The following is a 12,953-nucleotide window of genomic DNA, read 5'->3' on the forward strand; positions in this document are numbered from 1 at the left end:
TTAGCAGTTATAGCGTAATTTTTTTGAATCATGAATTTAACAATATTTTGAGCCATCTAAACCAAAACTATAAATGTTTCTAGACTTAGCAGTTGTAGTTTAACAAAACACTTGTTTTATTTAATTCTGTAAACTAATCTTTACAAATTAAATGCTTTGGAATTTCTTTCCACCCTAATTGGGGTGCAACTAGTGTAGTATCACAAATAGGAAGGGTTAAAATTAACTCAGAATTTTCTGGATTTTCTTTTGAAAATTTCACAAGAAATCTCTTGTTTATTTCTTGTTTTTTACTAGAAGAACCTGTTTTAGTATATGATTTATTTTTGTAAACGTATACATAATTATAATCAAAATAACCTATTACAGCATATGAATCATCTATTTTGCCAATTGTATAATTAGAAGGCTTTTCTAATAATTCTATTTCTTCATTTCTTATATAATAAATAGCATAAACGATTGAAAAAAAAGCTGCTAGAACTACAATTATTGATTTTCCATTGTTTTCCATTATTTCTTATTATTACTATAATGTTCTTGTAAACCTTTATTTACTCCCCGACCAACAAGTGAGTAGTTTTTAGTAATCATAAGTCTAGCCATGTTTTGCATAGTATTCGATTCTATATAACCTATTGAAGGTGTAATTCGAGCTCCTAATGCATATCCAATATAACCAGCTCCTGTTTCAATAGTGGCGGACATTAACGACTTCTCACTATTTACACCTAAAATAGCATATTGTTTTGTTTTTGGCCTTACGTCAAATACTGTTCGCGCAAATGGTGCAACCCCAGGTGTTAAAATAGCATCTAAACCTACATCGGCGACATCAACATTTCCGTTATTTATAATTGCCTGCGTACCACCACTAATAATAGCTTTTCCTCCCCAGAACTTTGTAGATATAAGAGAACCAGATTTCTGTACCAACCAATTTACGCCACCAGCGGCTGCAAATTCAGCACTACCAATTATTACACCAGGTACTGCTAAAGTACCTATAATTACTTTGTAACTCATAGAGTGTAAGCCTGCATAATACTCCGCTTTGTGTTGTGCAACCTTAATATCCCACTTTTGCTCTCTATAGGTATGCATGTCATCTTGCCAATCTCTATAGGTATATGGGCCGTTTTGCGTCATAATTACACTATCTAATTCTTCTATGGGGCAATGTGTTCCATCATTGAAAAACATAGTGGTTTTATTACTATTTTCTAAATATTCATAACCAATAGGGCAAGTAATAGCATTAGATTACCCTAATTCTTTATCGGGAATATAATACATGATATTTTATTCTATATTATTTAGATATAAAGGAAAAGAAGCATAGTCAAAATAGTTAATATTATTTGATTTAAAATAATTCAATAGTTTTTCTTCAATCACTGATTTTTCTTTTGGTTTTATATTTTGTGGGCATAAAATTTTAAATTCTTTTTTTCTATTTATAGAGACCAATATTTTATTTTTATTTTCATTCAAATTGGTCTTTAGTTCTTTTGTGCAAAATTTAAATAGGGAGTTTTTAAAATTTTCACTGAAAGTAGTGCCAATTAAATTTTCTGTTCCATTAAATAATTGTATTCCATTGAAAAGTTCTTGTAGTTTTCTTTGACTAACTTCTGATGGGCAAATGATATTGGTGTTTTTAATATTTAATAATATTATATCATTATTACTAAAAAAGTCTAAAATGTAATTGCCATTTGTTATAGGTACTGCATTTAAAAATGTTTTGTTATAGGAAGGTGAATTATAAGGGGTGTATTCCATTTTATTATCTTTTTTGTCTGTGCCAAAACAGTATATGTTAGAACTGTTGGTTAGTGAATCATATTTAACATTATAGCCTAAATCTAAAAAATGATAATTGTAATCGGCATCATTTTCTTTAGACCACTCTAGCATAAAATCTAAATCTTTTTTATTTTTAATAAAACTTTCGAAATAGTTTTTATGGTAACGGGTATAAGCTAATTTTAGTTTATTAGAATCTGCTCTTAATTGTTGTAAAAAAAAGATATTCCTATATATAAAATAAGAACATAAGATTATTATAGAAAGTAATACTATTATTGTTTTTTTCATTTCTTAGTAATTGAACCCTATATAATTTTGAACAGCATAATAATCATCTTTATCTTTAAATGTAATTACGAAGATGTCTTTTCTATATTTATTGTTTCCAAATAAAATTGAAAAGTTGTCGAATCTGTCCATTACTGTACGATATTCTGAAGATCCATAACTAAATTTATTTATATATTCTTGATGACTATGCATTCTAGCATAAGAACCAATAGCTGGAATTAGTTTTCCATCCACAGAGATATTGAATTGGAATTGGACGGAACCAGCGTCTAAGCTATTTCTTAGTCTTGGAGTATTTCTTAATTCTATACTTGTAAAAGATTCTACAGTAGGGGATAACTTATCTTGCGAATACCTATTTCTTTTATTAAATTCTAAATCACTTGGGCTTAAAGGAATTATTTTTCTATTTTTTTGTCTTTCAATTAGTTTTAAAGAATAGGATTTTAGTAATGGAGTGTAATAACTATTCCAATTGACATTTTTTGGACCAAGATTCCATAATTTTTCCCACGGATTTCTGTTTTTCCATGCATGCTTATAAGCATCATATTTTTTTGGACCAATATATTCTCTTCCATTTAAATCTTTATCCGTTGCCGATGTTACATTTTCATCCCAAACATATTTTCCATCTTTTCCTAAAACCCAATCATAGGGGTTAGAGAAACTAGCGTTTAAATTTCTCTTAAAATAATTACCAATATAGTTCTGCATCATCGCATTAGACCACCCTAATTCTTTTTGTATGTTCTTAGAGTGAAATAAAGCATTTTTTTGAGACTTTTTTAAGCAAGCTACTAAAATCCTAGAAGAAATATTTTTTTGATCATTAACAATACTATGATCTATACTACGCTTTATAGCAGAGTTTAACCTTCTTTTTAGTAGGCGGTTTAGTTCTCTAATTTTTACATCGCTCCTCATGCTATATTTTATTGTGCCATTGGCCAGTTATTCTTATGGTCATCGTCGCCCACTTTAATTTCTTTTGCATTTATAATTAAATCTATAGTATATGGTTGCGTGTCATCATGATCATAACTTTCTTTATAAAAAGTGCAGTACGCATTTGAAAATTTTATGGTTCTAAGAATACCACTTAGATTGTTATTATAAAAAACAATTCTACCTTCTTTTACTCCAGTATCATTTAACGCCCAACGAGAAAATTCTTTTGTATGTTCGCTCATTTCTAAAGTTAAACTAACTTCTCCTGCTATTACTCCTGCGGTAGGTCTTCCTGTTATATCTGTTTGCTGTTTTACCTCTAATGAAAAGTTAAGTACTGTAATTATTTTTCCGTCTAATTCTAATTTTGCTTTAAAAGACATAGGTATATTTTATTAAAGATTATGTTTTAATTATTGTCTTGTTGTACTATAATGGTGCAATCTTCGCGTATGCCATTCCATTTTACGGTTTTGGTAGTATCTATATGTTGTATAGGGCTCCACCAATTGGGTTTAAAGTAAAAAATGTATCCGTTTGGTTTGTTGTTTTTATCTTGTACTTGTATTTTTTGCTCTGGGTGTAGTTGGTTGTAGTCTTCTACAAAGAAATAGAACAGTCTGCCAAATTCCATATCTTCCGGGGCTTTGGTGCGTAGCCTGCTTATGGTAGTGTCGCCATCTTTTTTACGTAATTGAAACGTAATTACCAATGGGTTGGCTAGCTCATTTTGCGAAGGCTCTCTAAGTTCTACTCCAATTGGGAATGTCCATTTTTTATAAATGGGTACTGGTATTAAAGCAGAGAGTTCATACATTTTTAATGCAAGTGTGGGCAGTACAAATGCTACAGAAACGCCTAAATAGTATAGTGTAAATTCTTCTTTAAAGCGGCCCACAATATTGGTAAATACTAGGAGGGCTACACAAAGAATAACTACCGTAAAAAGTATTTCTTTAAAAAACTCATTCTTGTCTTGGAACCATTCTTTAAATAGGGTTCGCAGCACATAAATATGCCCAATACCCATAAGAAAAACTACTATTTCCATTCCTATAAAGGAATTTAAGGGGTCGTTATTTAATACTTTTTTATGTGCCATTAAGGCGGTAAGAGCAAATAGGAGTACTACCGAAAAGAGGTATACAAATGCTTTTAGTTTATTTTTTTTAAATATGGTGCGCACTTTAGAGGCTAATGCCATAATAAAACCGCTGACAAGCATTAATAACATGCTTACTTTAAAAATGTTGGGACCTAAGAAATTTGTCATCATTGTGTTACTATTCTAATTTTATTATGCGCCTAGTAGGGTAGACATACCCAAATAAGCTCCTTTTTGTTTATCTACTATAAATCCTTGTGTTTGTGCTACATCTATTTTTGTGGTTACTTTATATTCTATGGGTAAAAAATAATCATAGAATACATTGGCAATTTGTAATAAGCCTTCCTCTTCTATACATTTAGGAATACCATCTTCATGTTTAGGGTGCAAAACAACCTCCAAAGCGGGTTGCGGAAGCACTTGGTAAGCATAATCATCTTGTTTGCTTTGTATGGCTTTTTGGTAGTTACCTTTTATAGTTGTTGGCGCTTCTAACAAAAAGTTTACCCCTAATTGTACATTTTCTGTTTTTTTCTTTTGTTTGGGAATATCTATAAAAGTAGTGGTATAACTTATTTTTATTCTTAATAACAATTCTAATGCGTAAAAGGTTTGCTCTAAATTACCTGCTATATTTTTAGCATGTGGTAATAGCCTTATTAAAGGTGCTGCATATGCTTTGGGAAAATTTTTGGGAATGCCCCAAAAATTATATAAAAAGCCATCTTCTAAGCTGGTTGTATGGCTAATTTGTTTTTTTCTTTGTTCTTCAGTGGCTACTTCGGCTCTAAAAAAAGCATTTTCTATTGGGGCAAAAAGTAAGCGAGCGTCTTCTTGTTCTTGTTTTTGTTGCCTTCTAAAACTGCCAAATTCTTTTTTAGTATTTGTTTTTGCTGTTTTATGAAAAAGACCTTCTGGTAAACGGTCATAAATACCGTTTCTAGATAAGGAAATCTCTATGTGTTGATCGTTTTTTTCTTTTGCCAGTTTATAGCTTAATATATCTTCTTCATAGGCACGTTTAAAACTTCCACGGTGGCGAACCACAATTTGATCTTGGTGTATATTGGCTTGCTCTTTAAATGCAGATACAGCAACTTCTGCTTTAAGTTGTGTGTGCAATGTAGAAAGTGCATTTACTATATGTGGTAGTTTGGTATTCATTATTGCTCTACTACAGTATTAGGGGCTTGTGCTTTATCTTTTCTTTTACCAGCAGCTATAAAAAGTTTTTGCCAATAGGCATTGGTTATATCGCTAATTTGAACGCCGTTTTTTTTGTTTTTTCCTTTGTTAGAGGTGCTGTGTACAAATTTGTTGTTATCTAAATATATGCCTACATGATCTATATACCCGTCTACATTGTTTGGATGCTGAAAAAATAATAAATCGCCCTCATTTAAATAATCTAATCCTCTAAAACGGTTTAATTCTTTACTGGTAAATTGTTTGTGTGCCGTACGCTCTATATATAGATTATAGACCTTACTATATAGCAATTGTGTAAAAGAAGAGCAGTCTATTCCTTTTTCTGTTTCACCGCCCATTTTATATGGTTTTCCTACCCAGGAATCTATAAAATTATATAGGCGCGTATTGGTAACAGAATCTGGTACTACTCCCAAAATTTTGCCATATTTAATTTGTATTACAGACGGCGCTTTTATTGGTATTGCTATTTCTGTTTTTTGTGGTACAATAGCCGCTTTTTTACTACCACAACTAAAAGCAAAAAGAGCAATTAGTAGTACACTTATATATTTACTACCTTGTAAAAATGTAATATTTATCTTCATATATAAATTGACTAGTATTCTACTTTTATAGGAAAAATCGTTTTAAAATACATCTTTTTTAGATTAATCTTACAATTATAGTATCAAGTATTTGTTAAATTCGTTCTATGACCTACTTTTGGATTATTTGACTAAAAAATAACAAGAAATTACCTTCTTCTAGAAACTCTTAAGATGTCTAAATCTCGTTTTGCTTGTTCAAGTTCTTGTTGCGTTTTTTCTAATTCGGATTGGAATTCTTCAATCTGATTTTTAGCATCAGATAAAGCATTTAATTCCTTTTTACTTTTTTGATAATCTACCAAAATATCTAAAATGTTTTTATACATGGTATATTTAAAAGTAGAATCTTTGGCAGGTAAACTTCCTTGAATACCAACAAGTTTTTGACTTATAAGGTCATTTAAATAAGAAATATTTTGCCCTTTTAAATCTAAAGAATCTAGTAAGTTTCTGGTTCCTTTAATTTCCGCAGCAAAACCTCTTTGAAATTCGGTTTCTTGTTCTATGAGTTTGGCACGTTCTCTAAGTAATTCATTTTCTTTATGAGGTACTCTATAATTTAAGAACACTGCTCCCATAATTAATAGTGTTGTAACGACAAATAGTGCCAAGAATTTTAAAAAGCTTTTATTCCTTTCTTTTTCGTTTTTTGCTTTCATAGATAATGGGTCTTTTTATGTATATTTTTTTAGTAGATGGTGTGTTTAAATAGAAATTACTCTTCCACAAAAAACTTTCCTGTAGTTTGTGTTTTTTCTTCTTCTATAATATCTTCTTTTACAAAAAGTTTAGAGTTCGATTTTTTACCTATATACTCTAGCTCTTCTAACTTTCTAAATAATTGCACTAAAAGGGTAGTGCATTTAGATATGGTATGTAAGGATTCTGTAATATGGTAATGTTTGTATTGTAATTGCGATGCCTTAGTTAAAGTATCTTCAAACTCTCCTTGGTTTAGCTGACACCATTCTGTTAAATAATTCAGCAATGCTTCTTTACCTGTGCTTGCATAAATATTTACACTGCCTTGAATGGTTCTGGCAAGTCCCATAATACGACTTATCATACTTGCTGGTTCCACATATTTATCAATCATTCTATACGTGGGTATTGCATGGGATGTATACAGCTGTATATCTTTAGTAATGGCTAATACCATACGTGCTAAATCATTACTTTGTTTTTTACGATATATTTTTTGAATAATTTTTAAGCTTAATTCTTCTATAGTATTAAGGGCGTTTCCAAAGTTTTCATAATGTTCTAGTAAATTGGTATGTGCATTTACCGTAGCGCAAGGCGGAATATAATCTGCTATTAAATTAGGAGTGCCATTTTTAACTTCTATTAGGCCTATAGTTAAATGGTAAGCACCTATTTCTTCTGGTTGTTCCTGTTTAATAGGTACTATAGAAATTTGGTATTTTTGCACAACAAACGGTTTGCGTAAGGGTTGTTCTTCTGGTTCCGCAGAACCTATGGCAATACGTTCTAATGGGCTTACGCCTAAAACCACCTGAAATAAACCATTTTCTTCTTTATCCCATTCTTTATGGCAAGAGATGGTGGTGTTAGAAAGTTCTAATAAGCTCGTTATTTCTTCATTAATTTGTATGGGAAAACCACCACGAGTTATAGCATTACAATTGGTAAGTGTTACGGTTGCACCATTGCGCCCATCTAAAGATAATTGTATGTTAAATCCTTTTTCTCCTTCTATAGCTAATAAACCATAATTAGTATTGGTTATAGCATGTATGTTACTGCGTGTAATTTGTTGTAGTAATGCATCTTCTAATCCTATAAAATGATCTTTATTCATTTTCATCCCATCTACCCAATTAATGCGATGTATTGTTGTATTTTTCATAGTTTACTATTTATAGCTATTATTTTTTTACTTGTAACCATTTGCGTTTTAAACTTAATTGTACATATTTTATACAATTAGAGCCTTCTTCTCTAAAGAGTTCTAGTTTTGTTATTTTACGTCTTTTTCGTTTTTTAAGGTATGTGCATAATTGTAAGAAAGGCATACTTTCCCCATCTACGATACAGTTTTTGTTAATTTCTCCGCAGAAGTATTTTGCAAATAGTTTAGGACTGGCGTCTTCTTTTACCACTTTTTCGAGCTGCATTTTAAAGTCGTCTTCACTAATGTATGGTCCCATGTCCTTTTTTAATTGGTTTTCTATCCAATTGTCTGGAATAATAGGAATGGTGTCTAATATTACGGCAGGGTTATTTGTCCTTCTTCGTCTGCGACTTGGTGTTGGAGGAGGGTTATCTTTTAAGTATACGGTTATTTTTTTACTAGCCATATGCCTAATGTCTCCATTAGTAATTAAGGAAACAGTTCTTATACCTGGTTCTTTATAGGTGTATTCTGCTTTTTTATCAGTAGAATTAGCTTCGGACGTATCTCCAAATCGCCATTCCCAACTGTATGATTTGTTAACGGTGTCTTTTACTCTTAGCTTTTCCCCTACAGCAATACTTTCAGGTAGTTCAAAATTAGGTACTTTACTAGGGTCTAAAACGAACTTTTTTTCCTTAATAGTTATTTCTTCTAGCCGTTCGCATTGCCCGTTTACCATTAAACGTATCTCATAGGTGCCGGGTTCATCATAAATATGGTATGCTTTGCGCTTATCTACAGTATCTGTGCTGTCTCCAAAGCTCCATACCCATTTTTCTCCTTTTTCGGTTAGATCTGTAAATTCTATAAGCTCGCCAACTCTATAGTCCATTGCAGAAATATCTATTTCTACATATTCACAGTCCATACTGCTTGCTACTTTAAAGCCTACGATTGTTAATGAAATAACAATAATTGCAGCGAAAAAATAACGAACCATATTATCTAAATAAGGCGTTTGGTCAGTTTTATTTTTCATTCGGTTTGTTTTGTTTAATGGTATATGGTAAAATGTTTAATGCTTTTTGTTTTAGATGGTATAACAAATCTTCATGAAGGTGCTCCCAAGCTTCTTCTGTAATTGTATTTTGTGATGAAGGAGTAATACTAATTTCCATACACGGTATACGTCCTTTATTTCTATCTACTTGTAAAGTGGTTCCTGGTTGTATGGTTACATTGGTAATGGTTTTACCATAATGCATATAACAAAAAGCTTTTAAATCTTCTTTAGTTACTAATCGATCTCCGGAAAGTGTTTTACTTCTGTATCGATTTAATCTTTCTTTTTTACTTGGTTTTGTTGTTCCTCCGTGAACTAAATTTAAAAAGCGACCACCTTTTAAAAGCGAATAATCATCTTGGTAGGGGGTTAATTCTGCTCCTGTAGGAATGCCATTTGCTAAATCTCCACTTGTAGTCCAATAAGTTACTATTAAATGTTCATTACTATCATAAGGGTTAAGTTGTATGTAATGTGTTTGCCCATTTAAGACCTCGCTATTAGTGAGCTTTTGATCCATAGCAGTGAGTATTTTGGTTAACTGCGTAAGGTTGTTTTTTAAGAATTCGCGATTCATAAAAGTAAAAGCAGCACTTTCGTCTTGTAATAGATCTAATAAGTGTGTTACCTGTTCTTTGGCTTTTTGTTTCTCTAGCTTGCCCATGCCATGATCCCAAATAAAATAGCTGCCTTTTAAGCCAGTATCATTTGAAGATTTTTCATGTATTTGTTGTGGATAATATTCTTTTCCTGTAATATTCTCTAAAGAGGCAATATCTAAAAAAGGGTTGTTTGTTAAAATGGGGATTACATTTAAGTAATCTTTCATTTGGTAAGTGTCTTTATGTCTTTTTCTATTTATTACAGGATACGCATTAATACTAACAAATAGGTTTTCTAAAATAGACTCTGGAACAATACTATTAAATTGAACTTTAATCCAGAATATATTTTCTTTAGTATCTAAATCGGATTTGTTTACTAAAGTTTCTATTTCTTTATTTTTAAAGTAAGAAGGTTCTTTTTCTTTGCCAGATGCATCTTTTTCTGAAGATACAAGTAGCGTAGGGCCTTCTAAAGTAATATAGTTTTTCTGGTACGCACGTTCTACAGAATTGCAAATGTTATGCATTTTTGTAGTGTTTGCATTATAATCTTTTTCTATTGTTTTTTGTACACTTTTGGCTTGGCTACTTAAACCGTTTGTAGTTTTTAATTGGGTATCTCCCAACCACCAACTTGCTGTTTTTAGGTAGTGGTAAAATAAATGAGATTCGTTACCATGTGCCTTTAAGTAAATAGGTAGTTTAGTTAAGTTTAAACTCTCTTGTTCTGTAGTTATGCCAAGGTAGATGCTATGTGGGGTTACTGGCTTTTTTGTAGAAGCTATTTTTTCATTTCTTCCTGGTTTGTTTAATTTTAATAGAGAATTTCCAGAAATTAAATAGTTTGCTTTAGCGTTTAATAAAAGGTAGCTATCTATGCTAGAAAAGAAAAATTCTTTCGCAGATTTTTTTGTTTCAAAATCATTATAATTACAAATTAATTGCTGATTAGGTGCTAAAGTTCCTTGTTCTATTTTTGGAGAAAACTGAACAATACCATGTGCAGGTAAAGCACTTCTACCATAGTCTGGTTCCATAAGTTCTACTAAACTTTCCGTAATAGAGGAACTCATGTTATGTAGCTTTCCATGTAATTTCTCTAACTCGCCAGCACATGCTTTTATAAGCAATACAACCAAGGGGTCTATAGAAGACTCCGATTCTGCTAGTGGAATATTCCATAGCTTAGCAGCTTGCTTAAGCATCTCTTGGGTAATATGTTTTTTATTGTAATGTTCCATAATTAATAAGACAATGGTCCAATGTAAAAATGTTCGTAATAGATGAATTCATCATCAATTTGTGTTAGTAACCCTTTAATGGTTATATGTACTAATTTTCGGATGCGACTTTTTTTGTCATCCGTAGCACTTTCTTCTTGTTCTACATCTACCACTACTTCTATATTAGATAATCTTTTTTCTTGTTTTTTTAAAGATTTTAAAATGGCATCTGCAATGTTCTCTTTTAGTTTAGAGTCGCTAGTAACGTTATTAAAATCTATATTCCATAATGCACAACCATAGCTTTTATCAAACTGGCATTCTCCGTAGCTTGTTGTCATTACTAAATGTAAATGTTGGGCTACAGATTCTCCTAACAGAATTTTTTCTGTTTTTTTACCGCTAATCATGCGGTTCGTATTTAATGGTAAACTGTAGTAGTTTAGTTTCATTTATTTGGTCGATTTATGACAATCTATTTATTTTATGCTACTTCGTAATTTGTGTTCCAATTACTATTTAATGCATTGTTTTTTCCATACATGCGAATTAAAAAGTTTTTTGCAGGGAAATATGGGGTTATGTTTAAATTAAGAATTACCTGGTCTTTCTTTTTAGGGTCGCGTTCAAATTTTAGAACCGAAAAGTTGCTTATAAGTTTATTGGCGCCCACATGTTTATCTAAAAATTGAATTATTTCTTCCATGGCTTGTTTGCGAACATTAATATTAAAATTCTCAAAAGTTCTTTGGTTGAGGTAATCTACAAGTACCTTGGACAAATAATCGAAAACTCTAACCACACTATAGGTTTGTAATCCTAAATTATTGCCGTTAAAAAGTGTTTTCGCAGAATATGCAATAGTACTTCCGTTAGCATAATACATAGGAATAAGTCCTTTTTGTTCTATAACAGATAGATCATTCTTGGTCATTAAAAAGCGTACCCCTCTTGCGGCGTCTATGGTTCCAAATTGAGTGCCAGCACAGGCCTGAGAAAGTAAACTGGAATATAGTTTTCCTGCTAGAGCAGAGGAGGGTGCAATGTATAGGGGTTCTGTTTCCCCTAAATCCCTATTTGCTCCACGTGCTACTAACCAATTACAGGTCATAATAGTATTGGCCATAGGCAAGTCTGCTCTTACATGATTCGCTTTTTCAAAAAGTTCAACTACATCGTCTGGGGTATCTAAATGTCTAAAATCTGTAATTAATAGTACTTTGTTATCGCTTGCAATTTTTGCCCATTGTTCTAATGTGGTATGGCTGCCTAAATATCCTGGAATAACCATTAAACTATAATGTTCCATTAAATCTAAACGGTCATAATTATCTGTAAACTCTTCTTTAACGGTATTTAAAAAAATAGGGTTATCTAAAGCTTTACATTCTTCTATATCTGCATTTAGTAGTGTAAGGTTGTTTACTTCTGTTGTATTCGTGTTTTTTAAAAATGAATCTAATGCGTAATAGGCAGATTCTAAGGGTTTAGATGCTTCTAAAATAGTATGCAAATTTTTTTTAATTCTTAGATCTAATTCTTTGTAATAAGATTCTCCTTTACGTACAAACTCTGTTATATTTTGAATATCCGAAAACAAATAATACCATAAATAATGTTGTGCCTGTAGTTTTGTTTTTAAAGCTTTTAAAAAAATAGAATCTTTACTATTAGTTTCTTGCGCTTTAATAATTCTATACCATTCGTGATCATTAGATAGTAATACATTTAAAGCTGCATTTTTATTATTTAAAGATTTTTTAATGAACTTAATTTCGTTATTGGTGTCTAAATGCTCTTTAAAAGAATTTAGTGTTGCTATAAAATTATTACGTTTTGTTTTTTTCTGAATTATCTCTTGAAAGCCGATATTTTTTTTAGCAGCCTTTAAAAGTTCTAAACACTCTAATTGCTGTTGTTTAAGTTGTAGCAGTACGTTGCTAGATTTTAATATGTTTTCTGGATTAAAATCTTTAAGCTCTTTATATACAAAGATTTCATTTATAAAAGCACCTAGGTAGTCTTCAATAATTATTTCGTTAGTAGGGGTGTAATATTTAAATATTTGGTTTAGCTTTTTAAGCCCTTTAACTAAATTAGGTTTCGTAGGAGCTTTAGCGGTAAATTGATTTATGTATATAGTTTTATTCGTTGGAATATTACTAATACCATTTCTAGAATCTTCTTGCTTACGCTTTATATGTTGTGAACCGAAAATTTGGGCCATAATGACATTAATGATT

14 protein-coding genes are annotated in these 12,953 nt (G+C 31.2%); all 14 read right to left on the reverse strand.

Annotated elements, in window-relative coordinates; all coding sequences use genetic code 11:
* Positions 1-133 precede the first annotated feature (133 nt).
* Complete coding sequence (locus Q0945_RS10695) at positions 134-514, reverse strand: hypothetical protein (protein WP_299434355.1); 381 nt, start codon at positions 512-514, stop codon at positions 134-136.
* Positions 514-1,203, reverse strand: coding sequence for a hypothetical protein (locus tag Q0945_RS10700; protein ID WP_299434357.1), 690 nt, complete (start codon positions 1,201-1,203; stop codon positions 514-516). Before Q0945_RS10700 ends, Q0945_RS10695 begins: the two co-directional genes overlap by 1 nt.
* Positions 1,204-1,302: 99 nt before the next feature.
* The gene (locus Q0945_RS10705) at positions 1,303-2,100 is read right to left on the reverse strand and encodes a hypothetical protein (RefSeq protein WP_299434359.1); all 798 of its coding nucleotides are present in this window, start codon (positions 2,098-2,100) and stop codon (positions 1,303-1,305) included.
* A 3-nt stretch (positions 2,101-2,103) separates the two neighbouring features.
* A complete protein-coding gene (locus tag Q0945_RS10710; RefSeq protein WP_299434361.1) occupies positions 2,104-3,030 on the reverse strand; it encodes a hypothetical protein in 927 nt (308 codons plus the stop codon).
* Between the two features lie 8 nt (positions 3,031-3,038).
* Positions 3,039-3,437, reverse strand: coding sequence for a type VI secretion system tube protein TssD (gene tssD, locus Q0945_RS10715; RefSeq protein WP_299434363.1), 399 nt, complete (start codon positions 3,435-3,437; stop codon positions 3,039-3,041).
* A gap of 26 nt (positions 3,438-3,463) precedes the next feature.
* Positions 3,464-4,330, reverse strand: coding sequence for a TssN family type VI secretion system protein (locus Q0945_RS10720; RefSeq protein ID WP_366136240.1), 867 nt, complete (start codon positions 4,328-4,330; stop codon positions 3,464-3,466).
* A 21-nt stretch (positions 4,331-4,351) separates the two neighbouring features.
* Positions 4,352-5,326 (reverse strand): hypothetical protein, encoded by a 975-nt coding sequence (locus tag Q0945_RS10725; protein ID WP_299434365.1) that lies wholly within the window; start codon positions 5,324-5,326, stop codon positions 4,352-4,354.
* Positions 5,326-5,958: a C40 family peptidase gene (locus Q0945_RS10730; protein WP_299434367.1), complete on the reverse strand. Its 633-nt coding sequence runs from the start codon at positions 5,956-5,958 to the stop codon at positions 5,326-5,328. The genes Q0945_RS10725 and Q0945_RS10730 overlap by 1 nt, the downstream gene beginning before the upstream one ends.
* A 149-nt stretch (positions 5,959-6,107) precedes the next feature.
* On the reverse strand, positions 6,108-6,620 hold the full coding sequence (gene tssO / locus Q0945_RS10735; protein WP_299434369.1) for a type VI secretion system TssO: 513 nt from the start codon (positions 6,618-6,620) through the stop codon (positions 6,108-6,110).
* A gap of 56 nt (positions 6,621-6,676) precedes the next feature.
* Positions 6,677-7,831, reverse strand: a complete 1,155-nt coding sequence (locus Q0945_RS10740) for a hypothetical protein (RefSeq protein WP_299434371.1) — start codon at positions 7,829-7,831, stop codon at positions 6,677-6,679.
* A gap of 19 nt (positions 7,832-7,850) precedes the next feature.
* Positions 7,851-8,858 (reverse strand): PKD domain-containing protein, encoded by a 1,008-nt coding sequence (locus tag Q0945_RS10745; RefSeq protein ID WP_299434373.1) that lies wholly within the window; start codon positions 8,856-8,858, stop codon positions 7,851-7,853.
* Positions 8,848-10,728, reverse strand: coding sequence for a type VI secretion system baseplate subunit TssF (locus Q0945_RS10750; RefSeq protein ID WP_299434375.1), 1,881 nt, complete (start codon positions 10,726-10,728; stop codon positions 8,848-8,850). Before Q0945_RS10750 ends, Q0945_RS10745 begins: the two co-directional genes overlap by 11 nt.
* 2 nt (positions 10,729-10,730) lie before the next feature.
* Entirely contained in the window at positions 10,731-11,162 is a 432-nt protein-coding gene (locus tag Q0945_RS10755) for a GPW/gp25 family protein (RefSeq protein WP_299434377.1), read from the reverse strand.
* Between the two features lie 32 nt (positions 11,163-11,194).
* Positions 11,195-12,937 carry a type VI secretion system contractile sheath protein TssC gene (locus Q0945_RS10760; protein ID WP_299434379.1) on the reverse strand — a complete coding sequence of 581 codons (1,743 nt, stop codon included), beginning with the start codon at positions 12,935-12,937 and terminating at the stop codon, positions 11,195-11,197.
* Between the last annotated feature and the right edge of the window lie 16 nt (positions 12,938-12,953).

Source organism: uncultured Maribacter sp. (assembly GCF_947500405.1).
GTDB lineage: Bacteria > Bacteroidota > Bacteroidia > Flavobacteriales > Flavobacteriaceae > Maribacter_B.